General features: G+C 63.8%; 18 protein-coding genes and 1 riboswitch. Of the genes, 11 read left to right on the top strand and 7 right to left on the bottom strand.

The annotated features are described in order from the left end of the window. The first annotated feature begins 208 nt into the window (after window positions 1–208). The 3 genes from J0A90_RS15635 to J0A90_RS15625 all read left to right on the top strand — a co-directional run bounded on the left by J0A90_RS15635 (window position 209) and on the right by J0A90_RS15625 (window position 3,344). Window positions 209–1,261, top strand: coding sequence for an ABC transporter substrate-binding protein (locus J0A90_RS15635; RefSeq protein WP_207034148.1), 1,053 nt, complete (start codon window positions 209–211; stop codon window positions 1,259–1,261). Between the two features lie 114 nt (window positions 1,262–1,375). Further along, window positions 1,376–1,819 (top strand): tripartite tricarboxylate transporter TctB family protein, encoded by a 444-nt coding sequence (locus J0A90_RS15630; RefSeq protein ID WP_035472198.1) that lies wholly within the window; start codon window positions 1,376–1,378, stop codon window positions 1,817–1,819. Between the two features lie 16 nt (window positions 1,820–1,835). Then, window positions 1,836–3,344, top strand: coding sequence for a tripartite tricarboxylate transporter permease (locus J0A90_RS15625; protein ID WP_207034146.1), 1,509 nt, complete (start codon window positions 1,836–1,838; stop codon window positions 3,342–3,344). A 153-nt stretch (window positions 3,345–3,497) separates the two neighbouring features. Here the strand turns inward: J0A90_RS15625 and J0A90_RS15620 are convergent, their stop codons facing one another. Next, complete coding sequence (locus J0A90_RS15620; protein ID WP_207034142.1) at window positions 3,498–3,995, bottom strand: 6,7-dimethyl-8-ribityllumazine synthase; 498 nt, start codon at window positions 3,993–3,995, stop codon at window positions 3,498–3,500. A gap of 137 nt (window positions 3,996–4,132) precedes the next feature. Beyond that, a riboswitch (FMN riboswitch) is annotated at window positions 4,133–4,298 on the bottom strand. Window positions 4,299–4,491: 193 nt separating this feature from the next. Here J0A90_RS15620 and J0A90_RS15615 point away from each other — a divergent pair. Beyond that, a complete protein-coding gene (locus J0A90_RS15615; RefSeq protein WP_207034139.1) occupies window positions 4,492–5,475 on the top strand; it encodes a sugar-binding transcriptional regulator in 984 nt (327 codons plus the stop codon). Window positions 5,476–5,529: 54 nt separating this feature from the next. Here J0A90_RS15615 and J0A90_RS15610 read toward each other — a convergent pair whose 3' ends face one another. The 3 genes from J0A90_RS15610 to J0A90_RS15600 all read right to left on the bottom strand — a co-directional run bounded on the left by J0A90_RS15610 (window position 5,530) and on the right by J0A90_RS15600 (window position 8,339). Further along, the gene (locus J0A90_RS15610; protein ID WP_207034137.1) at window positions 5,530–6,534 is read right to left on the bottom strand and encodes a sensor domain-containing diguanylate cyclase; all 1,005 of its coding nucleotides are present in this window, start codon (window positions 6,532–6,534) and stop codon (window positions 5,530–5,532) included. After that, complete coding sequence (locus J0A90_RS15605) at window positions 6,531–7,715, bottom strand: DUF917 family protein (RefSeq protein ID WP_207034134.1); 1,185 nt, start codon at window positions 7,713–7,715, stop codon at window positions 6,531–6,533. The genes J0A90_RS15610 and J0A90_RS15605 overlap by 4 nt, the downstream gene beginning before the upstream one ends. A 246-nt stretch (window positions 7,716–7,961) precedes the next feature. Next, window positions 7,962–8,339: a DUF1127 domain-containing protein gene (locus J0A90_RS15600; RefSeq protein WP_233076848.1), complete on the bottom strand. Its 378-nt coding sequence runs from the start codon at window positions 8,337–8,339 to the stop codon at window positions 7,962–7,964. A 190-nt stretch (window positions 8,340–8,529) separates the two neighbouring features. Between J0A90_RS15600 and J0A90_RS15595 the strand changes: the two genes are divergently transcribed. Next, window positions 8,530–9,420, top strand: a complete 891-nt coding sequence (locus J0A90_RS15595) for a LysR family transcriptional regulator (RefSeq protein WP_207034129.1) — start codon at window positions 8,530–8,532, stop codon at window positions 9,418–9,420. A 148-nt stretch (window positions 9,421–9,568) separates the two neighbouring features. On the opposite strand, the gene tkt is transcribed toward J0A90_RS15595, so the two are convergent. Genes tkt through J0A90_RS15580 form a run of 3 tightly spaced genes read right to left on the bottom strand, consistent with a single transcriptional unit; the run spans window position 9,569 to window position 14,124 of the window. Next, window positions 9,569–11,569 (bottom strand): transketolase, encoded by a 2,001-nt coding sequence (gene tkt / locus J0A90_RS15590; RefSeq protein ID WP_207034126.1) that lies wholly within the window; start codon window positions 11,567–11,569, stop codon window positions 9,569–9,571. Between the two features lie 47 nt (window positions 11,570–11,616). Then, window positions 11,617–12,387: a triose-phosphate isomerase family protein gene (locus J0A90_RS15585; RefSeq protein WP_207034123.1), complete on the bottom strand. Its 771-nt coding sequence runs from the start codon at window positions 12,385–12,387 to the stop codon at window positions 11,617–11,619. A 9-nt stretch (window positions 12,388–12,396) separates the two neighbouring features. Further along, the gene (locus tag J0A90_RS15580; RefSeq protein ID WP_233076847.1) at window positions 12,397–14,124 is read right to left on the bottom strand and encodes a dihydroxyacetone kinase family protein; all 1,728 of its coding nucleotides are present in this window, start codon (window positions 14,122–14,124) and stop codon (window positions 12,397–12,399) included. A 367-nt stretch (window positions 14,125–14,491) separates the two neighbouring features. Between J0A90_RS15580 and rpiB the strand changes: the two genes are divergently transcribed. The 6 genes from rpiB (at window position 14,492) to J0A90_RS15550 (ending at window position 21,843) form a co-directional block, all read left to right on the top strand. After that, a complete protein-coding gene (rpiB, locus tag J0A90_RS15575) occupies window positions 14,492–14,953 on the top strand; it encodes a ribose 5-phosphate isomerase B (protein ID WP_207034117.1) in 462 nt (153 codons plus the stop codon). Window positions 14,954–15,316: 363 nt separating this feature from the next. After that, entirely contained in the window at window positions 15,317–16,285 is a 969-nt protein-coding gene (locus J0A90_RS15570) for a substrate-binding domain-containing protein (protein WP_207034114.1), read from the top strand. An 83-nt stretch (window positions 16,286–16,368) separates the two neighbouring features. Further along, window positions 16,369–17,868 (top strand): sugar ABC transporter ATP-binding protein, encoded by a 1,500-nt coding sequence (locus J0A90_RS15565; protein ID WP_207034112.1) that lies wholly within the window; start codon window positions 16,369–16,371, stop codon window positions 17,866–17,868. Beyond that, window positions 17,858–18,817: an ABC transporter permease gene (locus J0A90_RS15560; protein WP_207034109.1), complete on the top strand. Its 960-nt coding sequence runs from the start codon at window positions 17,858–17,860 to the stop codon at window positions 18,815–18,817. The genes J0A90_RS15565 and J0A90_RS15560 overlap by 11 nt, the downstream gene beginning before the upstream one ends. Window positions 18,818–19,181: 364 nt before the next feature. Next, a complete protein-coding gene (locus tag J0A90_RS15555; protein ID WP_207034107.1) occupies window positions 19,182–20,735 on the top strand; it encodes a sugar ABC transporter ATP-binding protein in 1,554 nt (517 codons plus the stop codon). 82 nt (window positions 20,736–20,817) lie between these two features. Continuing rightward, complete coding sequence (locus J0A90_RS15550; protein ID WP_207034105.1) at window positions 20,818–21,843, top strand: ABC transporter permease; 1,026 nt, start codon at window positions 20,818–20,820, stop codon at window positions 21,841–21,843. The last annotated feature ends 46 nt before the right edge of the window (window positions 21,844–21,889 follow it).

Genomic DNA, 21,889 nt, shown 5'->3' with positions numbered 1-21,889 from the left:
GGGCTTTTTGCATTCTGAACGCCGTCTTTCGGGGCTTTTCATCGACTTTGGTCTGCCGACCTAAGTTGAATTGTATGACAAAGGCGCTCTCTTTTACCTTGGCTGTCGCGTTGAATGATAACGCTATCATTTTCATATCCCGCCGCTGGCGAGACGCCCAGCCTGGTGCTTCGCCGCGAGAGCCGGCCGGGGAAAGGGGAGACGCAGCATGACACCGATCTGGAGCAAAGCCTGCCTGGCGCTGCTGGCCAGCGCCGCCATCGGCCTGACGACCTCGGCCCAAGCCGCCGACGACTGCCCGCTACCGGGCAATCTGCGTGTGGTGATCGGCTCGACCTCGACCGGGGGTGATACCTATCAGAACTCGAGCATCGTGGTCGACCAGTTGGCCAAGAAGCTCGACATCAACGCCAAGGTCGATGCCGTCGGCGTGATGCCGGCCTTTCAGGCGCTCGAACGCAGCCGCCACGGCAATACCATCATGATCTTCCACGATGGCGCCTATCTGGGGAATCTCTACGGGGTCAACGGCTACCGCGACATCTTCGACAAGTACATCATCGGGCCGACCATCGCCATCAACCCGGGCAACGCCTACCTGGTGCCCAAGGATTCGCCCTACCAGACCCTCGACGACATCATGGCCGCGGCCGGTAACGGCAAGCAGATCCGGGTGGCGATCCAGCCCGGCGGCGTCTCCGAAATCGGCTTCTCGGCGCTCAAGAATGCGGTGCGCCTGAAGTATCCGGGCAAGGAAGGCAACATCGTCGCGGTCAATACCGGCTCCCAGGCGGACAAGAACCAGCTGCTGTTCGACGGTGCCGCCGACGTGATCAACGGATCGGTGCAGGCCAACGAGCAGTACACTCAGCTGCCGGCGGACGATCAGAAGGCGATGCGCTTCGTCTGGATCACTGCCCGCCACGACACCATCGCCCAGACCGAAGCCGCAGGCATGGGCGATACCTCCCGCGAGCAGCTACTCCAGTACGTGACGCCCAACGTCAAGGTGCCGATGGGCGACGGCCAGGACTTCACCTTCGATAAGGAGTTCTTCTTCCTCTACAACAAGGACATGGACCCGGCCGCGGTCAAGTGCATCGATACTGCGCTGGCCGACATCTATGACCAGGGCGAGATCCAGAAGCAGCAGAAGCGTTCGTTCTTCATTCCCGACTTCAAGCCATCCGCGCAGGCGGCGACTTACCTCGAGAAGAAGAGCGAGGAGTATCGGACCATTATCGATGACCTGAAGGGTTAGGCTCGCTCTGCGGCGCCGGCCGGGCTCGGCCGGCGCCTTCGATCCCTTATCGATCTCACGTCGATCTCACGCTGGATGTCGCCGGCGCATAACCCGGCCCAGGAGCCACTTCCCATGGACAGCCACTGGCTATCGCTGTTCGATGTCACCATCGACTTCAGCCAATCCCATCTCTTCTTCCCGCGTATCGTGACCACGCTGCTGGGCATCCTGCTGGTGATGATCCTGGTGACCCGCTATCGCCGCATCGTGCCTGCGCTGCGGCACGCCGGACGCGTGGTAGGCGGGCGCGAGGGCAACTTCGACCGCAAGCGCTTCTTCGGCACCCTGGTGCTGGTGACGCTCTACTTCTATCTCATGGGGGTACTGAGCGACGTCTTCCCCAACACCGGCTACAGCTTTCTGATCATGTCGGTGCTGTTTGTGTTCTCGCTCTCGCTGCTCTACGCCGAGCGCCTCTCCCGCCGGATCCTGCTGATCATCACGCTCAATGCGCTGATCGCCCCGGCCATCGCCTGGTACGTGCTGGCGCAGCTGTTCCGTATCACGCTGCCCTGACCCGGAGATCCGACCCATGGACATTCTGTCCCACCTCACACCGATGTTCTTCACGCTGATCGCGGCTGGCACGCTGATCGGCATCATCTTCGGCGCCATTCCCGGCATGACCGCGACCATGGCGGTGGCGGTATGTCTACCGCTGACCTACGCCTTCGGCCTGGTCAACGGCATCGCGCTGCTGCTCGGGCTCTATGTCGGCGGTATCTCGGGGGGCATGGTGCCCGCGGTACTGCTCAATATTCCCGGTACGCCGTCGTCGATCACCACCACCTTCGACGGCTACCCCATGGCCCAGCGCGGCGAGGGCGAGCGGGCGCTCAAGACCGGTATCGTGGCATCGATCTTCGGCGGGCTGTTCAGCGCCGCGGTGCTGTTCTTCTTCGCTCCGGTGCTGGCGGATTTCGCGATCAAGTTCTCCTACGTGGAGAAATTCCTGATCATCCTGCTGGCGCTGACGGTGATCGCCTCGCTCTGCTCGAACATGCTGATGGGTATCTTCAGCGGGGTGCTCGGTGTCTGGCTGAGCCTGATCGGTACCTATTCGATCACCGAGGGGGGCAACGGCGAGCCGCGGCTGATGTTCGACTTCATGCAGTACTACCTGATCGACGGCTTCTCGCTGCTGCCGGTGCTGATCGGTATCTTCGGGCTGAGCACCATCCTGCTCGACGCCGAGAACGGCTTCGCCGACGCCCCCGGCCAGGGCCGGATCAAGCTCAAGGGCGGCGCGCGTTTCTCGTTCTCGATCTTCAAGGGGCAACTGGTCAATCTGATCCGCTCTTCCGGGATCGGCACCTTCGTCGGCATGCTCCCCGGGGTCGGCGGCAGCGCCGCCTCGGTGCTCGCCTACAGCCAGGAGAAGAACTTCTCCCGCGATTCGTCACAGATGGGCAAGGGCGCGCCCCAGGGCATCGTCGCTTCGGAGTCGTCCAACAATGCGCTCACCGGTGGTGCCCTGGTGCCGCTTTTGTCGCTGGGGATTCCGGGTGACTCGACCACCGCGATCCTGATCGGTGCCTTCACCCTGCAGGGCATTCAGGTCGGCCCGCTGTTCATCGGCAACAACATGGACACCTGGTATCTGATGATCATCGCCCTGGTGGCGGCCAATGTGCTGATGTTCGGCATCATGTACTTCGCCATCCGCCATATCGCCAAGGTGATCGAGGTGCCCAAGTACATCCTCTACCCGCTGATCGTGATGATGTGCGTGGTCGGTGCCTATGCCATCAACTACGGCATCATGTTCGATGTCTGGACGCTGCTGATCTTCGGCGTGTTCGGCTACGTGGCGCAGAAGATCGGGCTGGAGGTGGTACCGTTGATCATCGGCTTCATCCTCGGCAAGTCGGCGGAGGTCTACTTCGTCAAGAGCATCGAGTCCTACGGCAACTTGACGATCTTCTTCACCAAGAGCCCGATCGCCGCTTTCCTGTGGGTGCTGATCGCGGTCTCGGTGGCCTTTGCGATCTATCTGCGCGTGCGCAACCGGCGCGGCGGGGCGAACAGTCTGGTCGAGTGAGCGGGTCGACTACCCCGCCGTACGACGACAAAGTCATGAACGATAAAGCCCACGAACGACAAAGCCCACGCCGATGGCGTGGGCTTTTTTGTGGCTTGCCCGGGGGGCAAAGCGCCGGAGCCTGGGACACTGGCGCGTGTCGCCGGCCGGGGCTCAGTCGACGCAGAGCTTGCGCACCTGATGGAGGTTTTCAAGCGTTGCCAGGCACGCCTCGGCGGCCTCTGCGCCCTTGGTCAGGAAGTGCTCGCGGAAGAAGCTGGTATGCGCTTCGTGCTCATGGAAGTGGTGCGGGGTCAGCACCGCGGAGATCACCGGAACTTCCTGTTCCATCTGCAGCGCCATCAGGGCGTCGATGACCGCGGTGGAGACGAAGTCGTGGCGATAGATGCCGCCGTCGACTACGAAACCCGAGGCGACGATCGCCGCGTAGCGGCCGCTCTTGGCCAGCAGTTTGGCTTGCAGCGGAATCTCGAACACGCCGGGGACGCTGAAGGTCTCCAGCTGGGCGGTGTCGAAACCGCGCTCACTGAGGCGCTCGACGAAGGCGGAATGGCAGTTGCCGACGATATCGCCATGCCAGTCGGCACGGATGAAGGCGATGCGCTGAGCGCGGGTATGCGCGGAGAGCTGCGGGGAGGTGGACTGATTCATGGTCGTTTCCTGTGATGGTCGAGGTAACCAGAATCAGGGCTGCGGCGCGCTTGGCGTACGCGAAAGACGGCAGGCACCGCGGCACTCGGCCGGTTGGCCGGGGGCGGTCGGTGGACCGAATCGACATGGACAAGTGACACCGTTCTCTTTCATCCGGACTATGACCGTCGGCTTCGGAATCGCACCGAATCTGCTGACCCGGGCAGCCAGTGTGGCGCTGCTCGGCGCTCGCGGGCTTGGGCTGCGCGCCAGCGCGCCGCCATCACCGCCGGTGGGGACTTCCACCCCGCCCTGAGAACCGATATCGGCAGACACAGCCGCCGACATTCGCCCATAGTCTACGCCCTTCACCCGGGGCACGGAAGGCCGGCGCCGGGGGCTGCTGTGGTATCGTGTGGCGGCGTCCACCGCGCGTGCGCTAGATCTTTGGCGGTGCGCGACGCGACGCTGGCCAGCCGACCCTTTTTCCTATTTCTGCCACCCGGACCGAGACCGCATGAGCGAGCGCAACGACACCGCCGAGATCGCGCTGATGACCGAGATCGCTACCCTCTATTACATCGAGGGCGAGACCCAGGAGGCGATTGCCAATCGCCTGGGCATCTCGCGGGTCAAGGCCGGGCGCCTGCTCAAGCGCGCCCAGGGCGAGGGGATCGTCGACGTGCGCGTGCGCCAGCATCCGGCGGTGAGCGCCGAGATCGAGCAGGCGCTGATCCGCCGCTTCGGCATCAAGCGCGCGCTGGTCGCCCTCGACCATGCCGACCCCGAGGTGCAGCGCGGCAATGTCGCCAGCCTGGTCGCCGACCATCTCTCGCGCAGCTTGAGCGAAGGTGCCATCGTCGCCGTGGGCATGGGGCGCAACGTCGGCGCGGTGGCGGACAACGCCTTCGAGCAGGGCCAGCGCAACTGCTCCTTCGTCTGCGCCATCGGCGGTTCGGTGCGCGCCGGCGAGTACATGAACCCGGACCATATCTGCCGGCGCCTGGCGATGAAGTTCGGCGGCGACAGCGAAACCCTCTACGCCCCGGCGCTGGTGCAGAACCTCGAGCTGCGCGATGCCATGTACGACAACCCCACCATCCGCCAGACCCTCGACCGCGCCCGACGTGCCGATTTCGCCCTGATCGGCATCGGTGACTTGAGCGAGAACAGCAACATGGTGCGCATGGGCTGGTTCTCGCCCCAGGAGACCGCCGAGGCGCGCCTCTCGGGTACCGTCGGCGACATGATGGGTTACGACTTCATCGACATCTATGGACGCCCGTCGATGACGCCGATGCAGGGCCGCGTGATCGGCCTGACCATCACCGATCTGGCGCGGATTCCCGATGTCATCGCCATCGCCGCCGAGAACACCAAGGCCGCCGGTATCCTCGGCGCGCTGCGCACCGGGGTGATCGACACCCTGGCCACCAGCGTCACCAACGCCCACACCATCCTGCGTCTGGACGAGGCGACACGGGTCGATGACGAGGGTTGAGCCTTACCGCAGCCGCCCGCGCTTACGCGCTACCCGGCGCCAGGTCGCGACCCGCTAAGACGCCGAGGATGAGACGCCGTGACCTTGGATTCGGTTGCGTCCGCCGCGCTTGGCTCGGTACAGGGCGTGATCGGTGAGCGCCACCAGGTCGCGAAAGTCGCGGCAGTTGGCGGTGAGCTCGGCGACACCGATACTCAGGGTGACCGCTGCCTCGTCAATGCCATCATGGGTCGTGACGCGCATCTCGGCGACGCACTGACGTAGCCGCTCGGCGCACGCCAGCCCCGCCGCTAGCGGGGTCTCTGGCAGTAAGACGACGAACTCCTCACCGCCGATCCGGCCCACCGTGTCGATGGCTTCGCGTGCCTCGTTCACGCAGCACTCGGCGACGGCGCGGATGACCAGATCGCCGGTGACATGACCCCAGGTATCGTTGATGCGCTTGAAGAAGTCGATATCGACGATCAGCAGCGTCAGCGGATGCGCGAAGCGCCGCGAGCGCTGATATTCGCGCTCGCCGACCTCCAGTAGATGGCGGCGGTTGTAGATGCCGGTCAGCGGGTCGCGGGTGGCCAGAGTATGGAGCTCGGCGTTGAGGCGTTCGAGCTGGGCGTTCTGTTCTGAGAGGCGGGTGTTCAGCGCCAGCAGCTCCTCCTCCTGGCGCTTCTTGTCGGCGAGACTGAAGCTGACCCCGATGAAGCGACTACCGAAGACCGCATCGTCGATGATCTTGCCGTAATTGGCGTACCACACCCACTGGCCGGACTTGGCGCGGATACGGAATTCGCTGTAGTAGCGCTCGGTGCGCCCCTCGATGTGATCGGCGATGGCCTTTTCGACCATCGCCACGTCGTCGGCATGCATGAGTGTGAAGATATCGCTGATCTCGCCGGCCTGCTCGTCCTTGCCATAGCCGAGGTCGGCGAAGATCTTGGTCAGGCCGAAGACGACTTCTCCCGTGGAGAGGTTGTTCTCCCACAGGTCGAGACCGCTGGCCTCGAGCGTCAATTGCAGGCGTTTCTTGTAGAGATCCTGTTCGTCCACAGGAAGATCGCTCATTCTGGGCCGTTGATTGACCCGCCAGCGTAACCGATGCGTCGCAGCAGACCGGCGAAGGAGTCGCGAACGCCGGCGGCGTCGCGGAAGGCCTTGGCGGCGCGGATACCGATGACGCTGACCGGCACGCCGGTGCTCTTGCCGGTTTGCCGATCATGGTAAGGCGCCAGGTCGTCGAAGGCATTGGAAAAGCCGCGACCGGTGTGTTCCGAGTAATAGCAGATGGAGTCCGGGGCGATGATCACGGGGGCGCCATCTTGGGCAGCGTACATGATCAGGTTTTCATTCATGTTGTAGATATAGTGCGTGAGGCGGCTGTTGCGTGGATCGGGGGTGTCGTCGACGCGAATGATGCCGACATCGAGAGAGGCGCCGTTCGTCGACTGCGTGACCTCGGTGATATAGCCGTTGGTGATGGCGCACGTGGTGTCTCGACCGGTGAGCGACTCGAGTTCGGCGGCGACCTCGGCGGTGGTGCGCGGACCGTCGACACTATCCATATAGTCACCCAGCCGTCTGACCTGCTCGAGCGTGCCGGGCAGATAGTGATTAGCCAGTGCGAAGTCATTGGCCGCCGTGGAAGGCCATAGCATGATGCCGGCGTAGCTGCCGAACGCGGCGACGACACTGCCTGCCAGGGACTCGACATCGGCGGCCGTGGTGGCTTGCAGGCGCACCGAGCGGGTGGCCGCGGCATCCTCGGCACTATCGGCCAGGATGCAAGGGCTGGCGGAGAGATTCGCTGCCCCGCTGTAGAGCGTTTGCGGCAGTTCCGGCACCGCCCGCCCGCTGCCATCGCCGTTGATGACCCACTTGACCGAGTTGTCGCCGAGGGCCGCGATCAGCGGCACGAGCGAGTTGATTGGCCCGATTTCGACAGGAATCACGCATACCGGTGGCGTGCCGCAGAGTGCCTGGAAGGCATCGACGGTGTTGTTCATCGAGCGTTGGATCGCCGCGAGGGAGAGGTCTTCGGCGGCGTCGGGTGAGCCCATCATGGCCAGCACGCAGGCCTCGGTGGCGCCGTCGTAGTCCTTGACCTCCACACTGCCGGACCAGCCACTTTCCTGGAGTTGGTCCAGTACCCGCATGGCGTCGTGGTAACTGCCGCCACCTCCGCTGGCCATCAGCGCGGCGCCGGTGACGATGTGACGAAAGTCATCGAGCCCATAGTGAAAGGTCATGCGATCGCTCTCGCTAGGGTGGCATCTGGCAGGGGGCCAGGGTTGCCACGTTGAGTGTTGTTGTTGGTATAGGTGTCGGTGCCGATGCTAAGGGCAATGTGCTTATCGGCAGAGACGGCAGCGGTTTTAGAATGATCGAAAGCGAGGCGGGAAAGCAAGGCGAGCGGGCGGTCGCATGGCGGCCGCCCGCCGGGAGAGGCCCACCCCAGGGCGGGGTGGGCCTTAAGGATCAGTCGTTGGCGAGCGCTAATCCGCGCAGCAAGCGCGAGCGTTGGCGCGCTGGGCTCGGCGCTGGGATTCGTTGCTTGGCGAGGCGGCGCGCAAACGTTCCAGTTCGCTGAGCGCATCGCGCTTTAGTGGTAGCCCTGCGGCCCACAAGATCTGCTCGCGACGATAGCCGAGATCGGCCAGCAGGGTATCGTCGCAGGCCGCGATGGGCAGCACGTGGCGCTGGAACAGTCGGCGCCGGCGATAGTGCCACCACTGCATCTCCAGGGCGTGGATCCACCCCAGCGGCGGCATCGCCGGCATATAGATCTTGGGGGGGACCGGCTTGATAGGGGGTGATAAACGGTTGGCGGCGTCTATGGCCTGACGTGCACTTCTCGAGTCATGCGGTTGCATCGCGCTACTCCTCCCGGCGAGCACCCGCGGGCGCTCGTCTTGGTCTCTTTCCGACGGGCTTGTGGCGCCGTTGGTGGCGGCATGTGATGAGAGGGTCGCGACCTCGAAACGCAGTATGGCGGGTAGGGTTTGATCAGGAAATCGAAAAGAATTACATTGTGATTTCATTTTTTCTGAAAGGTGCGCGGCGATGAAAGCGGTCACTGCTCCGGCGCTACCGGACAAGCTCCCCCTGCTCGACAGTGAAGTGATACGCAGCTTCGTGACCATCGCTGAGAGCGGAAGCTTCACCCGCGCCGCCAGACAGCTGTTCCGCACGCCTTCCGCCCTCAGCATGCAGATCAAACGTCTGGAGGAGACGCTGGGGCAGACGCTATTCGTGCGCGAGTCACGGCATGTCGGATTGACCGCAGAGGGCGAGCTGCTGCTCGGCTACGGGCGGCGTCTGCTGAAGCTCAACGCCGAGGCGGTGACCCAGTTTCTGTCGCCCGGTCTCGAGGGGCGGGTGTGCCTCGGCGTTACCGATGATGTGCTCGAAAGAACCCTTTCCCGAGTGCTGCCGCGCTTTGCGCGCGAGTTCCCCGCCGTGCAGGTGGAGGTGTCGGTTGCGCGTAGTGTCGAGCTGCTGGGGCGCCTCGATGCGGGCGACCTCGATATCGTGCTGGTCGTGGCCGGCAATCCCGGCACCGAGGCGCGGGGCGAGATCGTTCACCGCGAAGCGTTGGTATGGGCGGGGCGCGAAGGGGGGCTCGCCGTGCAGCGCTCGCCGTTGCCGCTGGCGCTGGCGCAGCAGGGTTGCCCGTGGCGGGCGATGGCGCTGAGTGCGCTCGACCGCGCCGGGATCGACTATCGCGTGGCCTACTCCTGCGATCTATGCGCCGGACAGCAGGCCGCCGCGGTCGCGGACCTGGCGGTGTTGCCGTTTCCGCGCAGTCTGGTGCGCCCGCCGCTGCAGCGAATCGGCGAGCGCGACCTGCCGCCGCTAGGCGAGTATCAAGTGGCGCTGGTGCGTCGCGTCAACGGTGGCGACGTTGACGAGGTGCTGGCGCAGCAGGTGGTGGCGGCCTTCGATGAGGGTTGATCATCCCTGCCGGTAATGACGAACTCTGCCTTGATGCCGCTTTCATCTCGGCCTTCCACACACGCAAACGCCCGGCCTTGGCCGGGCGTTTGCGCTGGCGTTTCCCGCTTTGCGCGAGGTGACGCCCCGCACGGGAGAGCCAGAGGGCTCAGGCGTTGGCGAGCAGCTTCTCGGCGCGGGCGACGACGTTATCGACGCTGAAGCCGAAGTGCTTGAACAGATCCCCGCCCTTGCCGGATTCGCCGTAGGTGGTCATGCCCATGACGTCGCCGTCGAGGCCCACGTACTTGTACCAGGTGGAGGGGATGGCAGCCTCGATCGCCAGACGCTTGCGCACGTCGCTCGGCAGTACCGACTCACGGTAGGCGGCGTCCTGGGCGTCGAACTCGGTGGTGCAGGGCATCGACACCACGCGCACGCGCTTGCCCTTGCCTTCGAGTTCGGCAGCGGCGTCCATCGCCAGGCCGACTTCGGAGCCGGTGGCGATCAGGATCAGCTCCGGCTGGCCGCCTTCGGCCTCCTTGAGCACGTAGCCGCCGCGGCGAATCTGCTTGAGCTGCGCGTCGTCACGCGACTGCGCCGGCAGGTCCTGGCGCGAGAAGATCAGCGCGGTGGGGCCTTTTTCGCGCTTGAGCCCCTCGACCCAGGCCGCCGCCGTCTCGGTGGCGTCGCACGGGCGCCAGGTGGCCAGGCCCGGCAGGTTGCGCAGGTCGGCCAACTGCTCGATCGGCTGGTGGGTGGGGCCGTCCTCGCCAACCCCGATGGAGTCGTGGGTGAAGACATGGATGACACGCGTGTGCGACAGCGCCGACATGCGCACGGCGTTGTGCATGTACTCCATGAACACCAGGAAGGTGGCGTCGTAGGGGATGAAGCCGCCGTGGGTGGCGATGCCGTTGGCGATCGCGCCCATGCCGAACTCGCGTACGCCGTAGTGCAGGTAGCCGCCGTCGAAGTCGTCCTTGCTGATCGCCTTGGCGCCTTTCCACAGCGTCAGGTTGGACGGGGCGAGGTCGGCACTGCCGCCGAACAGCTCCGGCAGGTCCGGGCCGAGCTCGTTGAGCACGCCGAGCGAGGCCTTGCGCGAGGCGAGCTTCTCGGATTTCTCCTGGGCCCGCTTGACCAGCGCATCGCCGTCGAAGCCCTCGGGCAGCGTACCGCTGTAGCGACGCTTGAGCTCCTTGGCGAGTGCCGGGTGCGCCTGCTCGTAGGCTGCCAGCTTGGCGTCGTAGTCGGCCTCCAGCTTGGCGCCGCGTTCACGCGCATCCCACGCCTGGTAGTACTCTTCCGGGATCTCGAACGCCGGCGACTCCCAGCCCAGCTCCTTGCGTGCCAGTGCGACTTCGTCCTCGCCCAGCGCGGCGCCGTGGCTCTCTTCCTTGCCCGCCTTGTTGGGCGAGCCGAAGCCGATCACGGTCTTGCAGATGATCAGGGTCGGCTTGTCGCTGACCGACTTGGCCTCTTCGATGGCGCGGTTGATCTGCTCGGCGTCGTGGCCGTCGACGTCACGCACCACGTGCCAGTCGTAGGCCTCGAAGCGCTGGGCGGTGTCGTCGGTGAACCAGCCTTTGACTTCGCCATCGATGGAGATGCCGTTGTCGTCATAGAACACGGTGAGATTGCCCAGGCCCAGCGTGCCGGCCAGCGAGCACGCTTCGTGGCTGATGCCCTCCATCAGACAGCCGTCGCCGGCGAACACCCACACCCGGTGATTGACGATCTCATGGCCGTCGCGGTTGAACTGCGCTGCCAGGGTGCGCTCGGCGATCGCCATGCCGACACCGTTGGCCAGACCCTGACCCAGCGGCCCGGTGGTGGTCTCGATGCCGGGGGTGAGGCCGTGCTCCGGGTGGCCCGGCGTCTTCGAGCCGAGCTGGCGGAAGTTCTTGAGCTCTTCCAGCGGCAGGTCGTAGCCGGTCAGGTGAAGCAGAGAATAGTGGAGCATGGAGCCGTGGCCGTTGGAGAGGATGAAGCGGTCACGGTCGGCCCAGTCGGGATTGGCGGGATTGTGCTTCAGGTGGTCGTTCCACAGCACTTCGGCGATGTCGGCCATGCCCATCGGCATGCCGGGGTGGCCGGAATTGGCCTGCTGCACGGCGTCCATGGAGAGCGCGCGGATGGCGTTGGCTAGCTGACGGCGAGATGGCATTGGCTATCGAATCCCCTAGATCGTAAATGGATGGTGGCGCGATGAATTCAGCGGGCCGCCACCAGCGAGCAGGCTTCGCCGACGACGGCCTCGAAGGCGACCGGGTCGTGGGCGAAGCGCCCCAGAAAGAGGCCATCGACCCGCCCGGAGAGCCGCGTCAGCAAGTCCGGGCCGGCACTGCCGCCATAGATCACGCTGGCCGCCGGATGGGTCGCGAGCTGCTCGCGCAGACCCTGGCACACCGCTGCAATATGCGAAAGCGGCGCCGGTTCGGCGGCACCGATCGCCCAGTGTGGCTCATAGGCGATCACCAGCGGCTGCTGGCGCTGTTCCGGCGTGGCCAGGTCGAGCGCCTGCATGATCTGCGCACGGCACGCCTCGACCGCGGCCTGCGGCGCGCCGCGTTCGGCCTCACCGATGCACAAGACCGGCGTCAGCGCGTGGTCGAGTGCCACCTGCATCTTGGCAGCGATGCTCGCGGCATCCTCACCGAACAGGCGCTGGCGCTCGGCGTGGCCGATCTCGACATGGCGACAGCCCATCTCGGCCAGCATGGCCCCGCTCACTTCGCCAGTATAAGCACCGTTTGGCGCTGGATACAGGTTTTGCCCGCCGACGCTGACCGGGGTGTCGGCGAAGATATCCAGCACCGGGGCGATGGCCGGGAAGCTGGGCAGCACGAACAGCGCTACCCGACCGTCGACGACGGCCGGGTAGCGTGGCAGGCAGGCCGCGACCTGTCGGCACCAGGCGAGGGTCTGGGCGTAGCCGAAGTACATCTTGAAGCTGATGCCCAGGGTGATCGTAGGTGCGCTCATGGGGCGTTCTCAGTCGGCGGTGGCGATGACCCGATGTACGGCATCGAGGATCATCGCCAGGGAAATGGCGCCTGGGTCGGGCGTACCTACACTCTTCTCCGCCAGCGGCCGGGCGCGGCCGAGCCGGGGCTTCAACGCCTGGGTCTCCTCGGCGGCGGTGTGGGCGGCCTGGGTTGCGCTACCCCAGGCGCTGGCCAGGTCGTCACCGGCGGCGACGCGCTGGTTCAAGGCGTCGCTGAACGGCACCAGGGCATCGACCAGCGTCTTGTCACCGAGCTGGGCCTTGCCGAATTCCATCACGTCCTGCTTGGCCTTGGCCACCCCGCGGGCGTAGTGCTCGGCCTGCGGCGCGGCGTCGTCGCCCAGGGTCAGGCTCAGGGCGTTGAGCATGACGCCCCAGATCGCGCCGGAGGTGCCGCCGGCGCGGTCCGACCACGCCTCGGCGGCCAGCCGCAGCAGGGTACCGGCCCCGGCACCGCGGGCCAGCGCCTGTTCGGCCGCCTCGGCGGCGGCCACCGCGCCGCGCTGCATGCCGATGCCGTGGTCGCCGTCGCCGGCGATGGCGTCCAGCTTGCCCAGCTTGTCGACGTTGGCATCGATCACTTCGCGGGTGGCGCGCAGCGCCTGTGCGACGCAGCGCGCCGCATCCCGTGAGGCCTGGCTGGCGGCGGGGATCTCATCGGCATCGGGGATGTCGAGCGCCGCGGTGTCGATCGGCGGCGCCGGGTTGAGGCTGCCCTTGCGATAGGCCGGAGTATCGGCGGGCGCCCGCCACAGCCGTTCGAGCTCGTCGTCGAGCCAGAACAGGGTCAGCGAGGCGCCGGCCATGTCGAGACTGGTGACCAGTTCGCCGACCTCGGGCTCGACGATCTCGATGCCGGCTTCCCCCAGCAGAGCGTGGACCCGGCGATAGACCACGAACAGCTCTTCGTACTTGATCGAACCGAGCCCGTTGAGCAGTACCGCAGCACGGGCGCCGCGCACCGATTCGACACCGTCGGGCACCTCCTCGAGCAGGTGCGAGACCAGCAGCTCCGCCAGGGCGTCCGCGCTGGGCACGTCCTGCTCGCTGATGCCCGGTTCGCCGTGGATGCCCAGGCCCACCGCCATCTTGCCTGCAGGCACGTGGAACAGCGCGTCGTCGGCGCCGGGCAGCGTACAGCCATCGAACGCCACGCCCATGGAGCGGGTGCGCAGATTGGCGCTGCGCGAGATGCGCACCACCTCTTCCAGCGAGTAGCCCGCCTCGGCCGCCGCAGCGGCCACCTTGAATACGGTCAGGTCGCCGGCGATGCCGCGGCGTTTGTGCAACTCCTCGCGATTGGCACTGGAGATGTCGTCGATCACCGCGACGATCTCGCAGGGGATGCCCTCACGGATCAGCCGCTCGCGGGCCTGACCGAAGTGCAGCACGTCGCCGGCATAGTTGCCGAAGCTCAGCAGCACGCCGCCGCCGTTGTTGGCCGCCTTGCACACGTTGTAGACCTGCTGCGCTGAGGGCGAGGCGAACAGATTGCCCATCACCGCACCGTGGGCCAAGCCCTGGCCCACCAGGCCGGCGAACGCCGGGTAGTGCCCGGAGCCGCCGCCAATGACCACGGCGACGGTGCCCGGCTCGCTGCGAGTGCTGCGGATGACCCCGCCGGGTACCTGACAGACCCGCTGCGCATGCGCGGCGACGAAGCCCGCGGTGGCTTCGTCGACGAAGTTCACTGGATCGTTGTAGAGGCGTGTCATGACCGACGCTCCCGAATTGGATGACTGGATAACGCTGCGGCTGGCCGGGCCGGCATGACCGCGGTATCAAGGGTGATATTTTGTTCTTTGACTGTGCATATGGTTTTGCGCACGGTTTCAGCCTCATCATAGCGGCGATGAAGGCAGCGGATATGCGACTTTGGTGGTGGCTCCGCACGGCTTTGCGCGACGCTTCGGAGAATCCCGAGACGCCTAGTGGACTGATTTTGCTCGACTAGGCGGGGTTTTTGGGGCGTTTTTGGCCAATCAAATCGATCATATGAAGACTGTTTGTTCATATGAGCATGTGCGGTCTATGATGTTGCCGTAGACAACCGACGTCAAAGACGGCAACCGGAGGTGAGCGATGGCAGAGCAGTGGCGAGTGGCGGTGGGCTGTGACGAAGCCGCCTATGAGATGAAGCAGGCGATGATCGATCACGTGCGTGGGCTCGGCCACGAGGTCGAGGACTTCGGCACCCACGACGGCAAGCCGATCCTCTACCCGGATGTCGCCTTCGAGATCGCCCAGGCAATCGCCGAGGGGCGTTTCGATCGCGGCGTGCTGATGTGTGGCACCGGCATCGGCGTGGCGATCTCGGCCAACAAGGTGGCGGGCATTCGCGCGGCCCAGGCCCATGACACCTACTCGGCCGAGCGTGCGCGCAAGAGCAACGACGCCCAGATCGTGACGATGGGGGCGCGGGTGATCGGGGTCGAGTTGGCCAAGGTGATCGCCACGACCTTTCTCTCCAGCGAGTACGAGCCGGGCGGGCGCTCACAGCCCAAGATCGACCGCATCGATGCCTACGAGCGCGAGCGGCGCTGAGTGGGATGGCCCGCTCCATGACGTCGAGAGTCATCGTTCAACGATTGACTGGTCATGATGACCAATGGTCTCGACATGTCTCGGGTGTTGGCGAGAGGTCGTTGCAGGGGGTGTGTGAGGAACTTTGGTGAGATTTTTCGATTATTGCCTCAGTCTCATGCGTTTTTCTCGAAAAGATAGTGAATAAAGGTGGTGGGTTTTACGATGTTTGAAGTCCACCATGACCACTAAAGTCTGTCTTGTTTATCCAGCGGATAGAGCGATAAATGGTGCTGATAAAAGACGTTCGTATGGACTCGATATGTTTCATGTGAGCGACAGTTTGGGTCTGAACGGTGATTGGATCATTGCGGAGGGTTGTTCATGAAAAACGTCAAAGCTGGTTTGATAATGGCGCTCGGTATTCTGGCATCCACGGGCATGTCAGCATCGGCCCTCGCCGCCGATGGTCCGGGGACAGAGAAGCACGATAGCTATCGTTTCGTGGTGGTGCCGAAGGTCGTCCACCCCTGGTTCGACAAGGTCAATCAGGGGGCTCAGCAGGCTGCTGCTGCGATCGAGGCGCAGACCGGCTCCGAAGTGGAGATCCAGTACTCGGCTCCTCAGAGTGCCAACGTCGCCCAGCAGAACGAGATCATCGAGCGTGCCATTTCGACGCGTCCCGATGGGATCATCGTCGATCTTCTCGATCCCAGCGGCAACCGTGCCGTGCTGCAGGAGGCCCAGGAGCAGGGGATTCCGATCACGCTGTTCGATTCGATAAACCCCGGGGGAATGAACCTGACCACCGTCGGCAGCGATTTCTGCGAGCAGGCCGAAATGGCGGCCAATCGTCTGATCGAGTTGCTGAATGGAAAGGGCAAGGTGGCAATCATGATGGGGGTGCCCACGGCCCCCAATCACGCCGAGCGGGCGCGCTGTGCGCAGGCTGTGTTTGATGCGCACAAGGGTATCGAGGTCGTCGCGACCGGCGTCGACAACGATGACATCAATACCGCGCAGCAACAGGCCTCCGCGATCATGCAGGCCAATCCCGACCTCGATGGCTGGGTGGCATCGGACGCCGCCGGGCCGGTCGGTATCGGCCAAGCGATCAAGGAGGCCGACAAGGTCGGCAAGGTCCAATTGGTCGGTCTTGATGATCTCAGTCAGATGCTGGTGTTGATCAAAGAGGGCGTGGCGGACTCCTCTTCGGCTTCGCGCCCGACCATGCAGGGGTACTGGTCGGTGATCAACATGTGGCAACTGGCTACCGGGGCGGTCACGCCCAATCACATCGACACCGGTAACGTCATGATCACGCCCGATAACGTCGACTCCTTCATGGAGTGAGGTCCCAAGTGCCTCCGTCGGTAGCGATATCTCCGGCGGGGGCGGTGGCGGTGATTCCACGTGAGAGTCCACGGGAGGCGAGGATGGCTTACTTGCACGTCGACCATGTCAGCAAGCGCTTCCCGGGCGTCAAGGCGCTGGATGACATCGTGCTCGAGATCGAGATGGGCCGGGTGCATACGCTGGCGGGGGAAAATGGCGCGGGGAAGTCGACGCTGGTCAAGATCTTGACCGGGACCGAGAAGCCATCCCAGGGGCGCGTGATGATCGATGGTCAGGATGCGTCGAATCACGACCACCTGCACAAGACCATTGCCTATGTCCCCCAGGAGATCAACTTATTCGGCAACATGACCGTGGCCGAGAATCTTTTCATGCCGTTCTCGCGCTCTCGGCGCGGTGGCTGGCTGTTCAGGCGTCGTGAGCTGGAGCGTGCGGCACAGACCTGGCTCGATCGATTCAAGATCGCGGCCAGCCCTGGCGACAAGGTGCGCCACATCTCGATTTCCGATCAGCAGTTGCTGCAGATTGCACGGGCCTGCACCAACGAGTCGATGAAAATCCTGATCCTCGACGAGCCGACCTCTTCGCTGACGGAGACCGAGGTCGAGCGCGTCTTTCGCGTGGTGCGGGATGTGGTGGCCTCTGGCTGCGGTGTCGTCTTCATTTCGCATAAGTTCGACGAGATGTTCGCCATCAGCGACACCATCAGCGTCTTGCGTAACGGTCGCAAGATCGAGACGCGGCCGGTGTCGCAGTTGGACGACCGTCAACTGGTCTCGCTGATGTCGGGGCAGGACGTCAAGACAGATAGCCGCCTGCAGCCGGAGGGCGGGAGTGGTGAAGTGATGCTGCGAGTCGAGGGGCTCAGCGGGAAAGGATTCGAGGATGTCTCGTTCACCTTGCAGCGTGGGGAGGTATTGGGGTTCGCCGGCCTGGTCGGGTCAGGTCGCTCCGAGGTGATGCAGACGCTGTTCGGCTTTTTGCCGGCCCGATCCGGGATGGTCCAGCTAGAGGGGGAGGTGTGGCGGCTGGGGGATACGCACTATTCCATTCGCCACGGTCTCTTCTATCTCTCCGAAGAGCGCAAGTATCACGGCATCTTTCCTGGTCAGAGCGTGCGCCGCAATATCGGTATGGCGTTATTGGGCACCACGGCCTGCCGCGGGGTGATCAATGACCGTCGGGAGCGGACGTGGATCGACGACATCGTGCGCGACTATGACATCAAGACCCCGACCATCAACAAGAACATCACTTTCCTTTCGGGGGGCAATCAACAGAAAGCGATCATCGGGCGCGCCATGGCCTGTAATCCTCGCGTACTGATTTTCGACGAGCCAACCAAAGGGATCGACATCCGCACCAAGATGGAAATCTATCGATTGATGAAGGCGCTGGCGGAGCGTGGCGTGGGAATCATCCTGGTGTCCTCGGAGATGGATGAGTTGCGGCGCTGCGCCAATCGCATCATCACGCTGTACGAAGGGCGAGTCAGCGGAGCGTTTCATATCGACCAGGCCAGCGGAGACGCGCTGGTTGGAGCCATTCACGGTCACGGGGGAAGTGGGCATGCTGCGTAAGGCAATGGGGTTCATGGTCAGCAACCCCCTGAGTGGCGTTGTAGGGGTATTGGCACTCATCGTGGTGGTGGCGTCGCTGCTGTCGGAAAACTTTCTGAACAGCTACAACCTGGTCATCATCGCCCGGTCGCTGGCCTTTATCGGCATGATCACCATCGCGCAGTCGATGCTGATGATTCTGGGGGAGTTGGACCTGTCGCTCGGCGCTATCGGCGGCTTCTGTGGCGTGATCGGGGGTATCCTCATGGTCAAGCTGGGGCTAAATCCGTGGCTGTCATTCGGGCTCTGCTTGGTGATAGGGGCGCTTTTCGGGCTGCTCAATGGTCTGCTGGTGACGTTGCTCCGGCTCCCCTCGCTGGTGCTGACGATCGGCATGGCGGGTGTCTACGGCGGACTCAACCTGGTCATCACCAAGGGGGTGGCGATCACCGGTATTCCCGCCGACATTGGGTTTCTCGGTAGTGGTAAGTGGGCCGGCCTGCCGGTGCCGTTCTGGATCATGCTGCTGTTTCTGGTCGTGGCCTGTTTCATCACGCTGAAGACCCCGTTCGGCCGCTACATGTATGCCGTCGGCAGTAATCTGTCGGCCGCCAGGATGTTGGGCATCCGCGTCGATCGTGTCCGCTTGGGTGTCTTTGCCTTTGCGGGCTTTCTGGCTGCGCTGGCCGGCATGCTGATGGTCGCCCGGCTGGGCTCGGCGCAGCCCTCCATCGGGGATTCGTGGGTACTGGGGCCCATCGCCGCTTCGGTGATTGGCGGGGTGCCTACCACCGGTGGTATCGGTACGCCTTTGGGGGCGATCTTCGGTGCGGCGATCATCGGCGTGATCGAGAACGTGATCGTGCTGCTGGGCATTTCCCCGTACTGGCAGTCGATGGTGAGCGGGGCCATCGTGGTGATCGCGATCTCGCTGGACTCCATTTCTCGACGCTATTTCAAACGCGACTGAGCGGTTCGGTAGCGGGAGTCGCTGTCCCGTCTCTCCTATGGATAGGTTCTCGGCTGAGGCGGTCGCCTGTCGTCGTGCCTTTCAGATGGTCAAATGTGCGCATTATATTTCATATGATCAGCCTTTTTGGCGGGATGCAGTGATGCTGCGAGCCATTGAAGGCAGAGATGGTCTCTCGAGTTCGCCGACTTTAGTCTTGTTCTCGCGCACCGTGTTCTATTAATTGTCATTAAATACAATAGTTTGATTCCTTTTTGGCTAAAGTCGAACGCGTATCCCAGCTACTTTCCGTTGAAGTCTTTGCGAAGCTTGGGATAAAAACATGTGACCAGTTGTTGATCATCTGTTGCATGGAGGGGTCGTGATGCGTGAATTCACTGCCGATCAAGCTGTCGCTCCCGATGTCTCTCGCGAGAGTGGGGAAGCGGGTAGTGCAAGTCCGCTACTGCTGGAAGCCAAGGGGTTCAAAAAGGCATTCAACGGCGTACCTGCTCTTTCGGATGGCAGCTTTGCGCTCGCGGCGGGTTCCGTGCACGCCCTTTGCGGGGGTAATGGCGCCGGTAAGTCCACTTTTCTCAAGTTGCTGATGGGCATTCATCGGCGAGATGCCGGCGTGCTCGAGCGCAACGGCAAGGAGGTGGTCTTCGATAGCCCCTCGGCGGCGTTGGCCAACGGAATCGCCATCATCGAGCAGGAGCTCAGTCCGGTGCCGGCGATGACAGTGGCCGAGAACATGTATCTGGGGCGAGAGCCCACCGGCTGGCTGGGACGGATCGACTTCAAAGCACTCAACGCTCGTGCCCAGGCGCTGCTCGACCGCTGCCACTTCGGTATTCGCGCCGAGACGCTGATGATGGATCTCAGCGTGGCACAGACCCAACTGGTCGAGATCGCCAAGGCGCTGAGTTACGACTCCGAGATCATCATCATGGATGAGCCGACCTCGGCGCTGGGTGAGGCGGAGGCGGACCAGCTGTTCGCCGCGGTGGAGACGCTCAAACGCCAGGGTAAGGGGGTGATCTACGTTAGTCATCGCCTGTCCGAGATATTCACGATCTGCGATAGCTATACGGTGCTGCGGGATGGCGCCTTCGTCGAGACGGGCGCTTTGGCGGATATCGACAAGGAGCGCCTGATCCACCTGATCGTAGGTCGCCCGCTGGGCGAGGAGTTCGTGGTCAAGGATCAGGAGATTGCGGAGGAAACGCTGCTGACGGTGCGTGGCCTGTGTGCCGATCGCGGCGTGCGCGATGTGGATTTCACGCTGCGACGAGGCGAGATCCTGGCGATCTATGGGCTGATGGGGTCGGGGCGCACGGAGATCCTGGATCGTCTATTCGGCCTTTCCGACGAGCGCGGTGGGGAGATTTTGATCCTCGGTGAGTCGGTGGATGTCAGTGATCCCAAGCACGCAATCGCCGCTGGGCTCGCCTACGTGACCGAGGATCGCAAGGGTTCCGGGTTGGTGCTGAGCGCCAGTGTGCGCGACAACCTGTGCCTCACCACGCTGGGACAGCTTTCTCGCGCCAATGTCATGAGTGTCCGGGCCGAAAGTCGGGCGGCGGAGCAGATGATCGACCGTCTCAATATTAGAACCGCCTCCGATCGTCTCGGCGTCTCCAACCTCTCGGGCGGAAATCAACAGAAGGTGGTGCTGGGCAAGTGGTTCCTGACCCAGCCACGTGTCCTGCTGCTCGACGAGCCGACGCGTGGTGTCGACGTGGGTGCCAAGCGCGAAATCTACGAGGTGATGGCAGCTTTCACCCGGCAGGGTGGCGCAATCGTGATGATTTCTTCTGAAACCGATGAGGTTCTGGGAATGGCCGATCGCGCCCTGGTCATGCGCGACGGGCGCTTGGCGGGAGAGCTGGAGCGCGCCGAAATGTCGGCGGAGAAGCTATTGCATCTGGCGGCCTAGGCGGAGTCGAGCGGGCGCCGATGTCATCGGTGAGCGCTCGTGACATCGATCATTATCATGACGAACTAAGGGGAGCACTGCCGTGGAACAGTCAGTCAAGGATCGCGTGCCCGGCGGTGCCGGCACCGAGCAGAAGAAGACGCTGTCAGACCGACTGGGCCCGGTGGCGCAGCGCTACGGCATTTTGATCGCACTGATCGTGCTGTGTGTCGTGCTGTCGATCGTCAGCGATAATTTCCTCAGTTCTCGCAACGTGATCAACGTGCTGCGCCAGACGTCCATCAACGGCATTCTGGCGATCGGCATGACTTTCGTGATCCTGACCCGTGGGATCGACCTCTCTGTGGGCTCGGTGGTGGCATTGGCCGGTGTGGTGTCGGCGAGTTTTGCCACGACCGCTGCCTCTGGGTTCATTCCCGGCGCTCCTTATATGCCACTGGTGCCGCTCGCCGTCGGCCTGCTCACCGGCATTGCCGTGGGGTCGCTCTCTGGCCTGGCCGTGGCGCGGTACGCCGTTCCTGCTTTCGTCGCTACGCTCGGTATGCTGTCGGCGGCGCGTGGTCTGACCCTGATCTACTCCGGTGGGCGCCCGATCCCGGCGCTCACCGATGGCTATCGCTGGATCGGCACCGGCGACATCGCCGGTATTCCAGTGCCGGTCATTCTCTTTGCCGTGGTGTTCGTCGTCTCGCACTTCGTACTCACGCGTACTCGCTTTGGTCGTCACGTCTATGCCGTGGGGGGAAATCCGCATGCCGCCAAGGTGTCGGGTCTCTCGGTTCGGCGGATACGGCTCTACGTTTATATGATCTCCGGGGCGTTGGCAGGTGTCGCCGGCATGGTGCTGGCGGCGCGCACCGGCTCCGCGCTGCCGCAGGCCGGCATTGCCTACGAGCTGGATGCCATTGCCGCGGTGGTCATCGGCGGAACCAGTCTGGCGGGAGGCGTGGGGCGGGTAAGCGGCACGCTCATTGGCGCGTTGCTGATCGGCGTGATGAACAACGGGCTCGACCTGCTGGGCGTCGAGTCCTACTACCAGCAGGTGATCAAGGGCGGTCTGATCGTGGCTGCCGTCATGCTCGATCGCTCGCGCAAGACCGAGTCCTAGCGTTTCGAGACGCGCTCTTTTCTCTACCGGCGGTCGGATCGAACGG

Source organism: Salinicola sp. DM10, from assembly GCF_017306975.2.
Taxonomy (GTDB): domain Bacteria; phylum Pseudomonadota; class Gammaproteobacteria; order Pseudomonadales; family Halomonadaceae; genus Salinicola.
Note: the sequence above shows the minus strand (reverse complement) of the source record. Positions and strands in the feature narration are given on the sequence as shown.

Coding starts and splice junctions, on each gene's coding strand:
- J0A90_RS15625 (WP_207034146.1), top strand. CDS start 1,836: ATGGACATTCTGTCCCACCTCACACCGATGTTCTTCACGCTGATCGCG.
- J0A90_RS15605 (WP_207034134.1), bottom strand. CDS start 7,715: ATGACCTTTCACTATGGGCTCGATGACTTTCGTCACATCGTCACCGGC.
- J0A90_RS15555 (WP_207034107.1), top strand. CDS start 19,182: ATGCGTGAATTCACTGCCGATCAAGCTGTCGCTCCCGATGTCTCTCGC.
- J0A90_RS15610 (WP_207034137.1), bottom strand. CDS start 6,534: ATGAGCGATCTTCCTGTGGACGAACAGGATCTCTACAAGAAACGCCTG.
- J0A90_RS15620 (WP_207034142.1), bottom strand. CDS start 3,995: ATGAATCAGTCCACCTCCCCGCAGCTCTCCGCGCATACCCGCGCTCAG.
- J0A90_RS15595 (WP_207034129.1), top strand. CDS start 8,530: ATGAAAGCGGTCACTGCTCCGGCGCTACCGGACAAGCTCCCCCTGCTC.
- J0A90_RS15635 (WP_207034148.1), top strand. CDS start 209: ATGACACCGATCTGGAGCAAAGCCTGCCTGGCGCTGCTGGCCAGCGCC.
- J0A90_RS15580 (WP_233076847.1), bottom strand. CDS start 14,124: ATGACACGCCTCTACAACGATCCAGTGAACTTCGTCGACGAAGCCACC.
- J0A90_RS15570 (WP_207034114.1), top strand. CDS start 15,317: ATGAAAAACGTCAAAGCTGGTTTGATAATGGCGCTCGGTATTCTGGCA.
- J0A90_RS15600 (WP_233076848.1), bottom strand. CDS start 8,339: ATGCAACCGCATGACTCGAGAAGTGCACGTCAGGCCATAGACGCCGCC.
- J0A90_RS15615 (WP_207034139.1), top strand. CDS start 4,492: ATGAGCGAGCGCAACGACACCGCCGAGATCGCGCTGATGACCGAGATC.
- tkt (WP_207034126.1), bottom strand. CDS start 11,569: ATGCCATCTCGCCGTCAGCTAGCCAACGCCATCCGCGCGCTCTCCATG.
- J0A90_RS15630 (WP_035472198.1), top strand. CDS start 1,376: ATGGACAGCCACTGGCTATCGCTGTTCGATGTCACCATCGACTTCAGC.
- J0A90_RS15565 (WP_207034112.1), top strand. CDS start 16,369: ATGGCTTACTTGCACGTCGACCATGTCAGCAAGCGCTTCCCGGGCGTC.
- J0A90_RS15585 (WP_207034123.1), bottom strand. CDS start 12,387: ATGAGCGCACCTACGATCACCCTGGGCATCAGCTTCAAGATGTACTTC.
- J0A90_RS15560 (WP_207034109.1), top strand. CDS start 17,858: ATGCTGCGTAAGGCAATGGGGTTCATGGTCAGCAACCCCCTGAGTGGC.
- rpiB (WP_207034117.1), top strand. CDS start 14,492: ATGGCAGAGCAGTGGCGAGTGGCGGTGGGCTGTGACGAAGCCGCCTAT.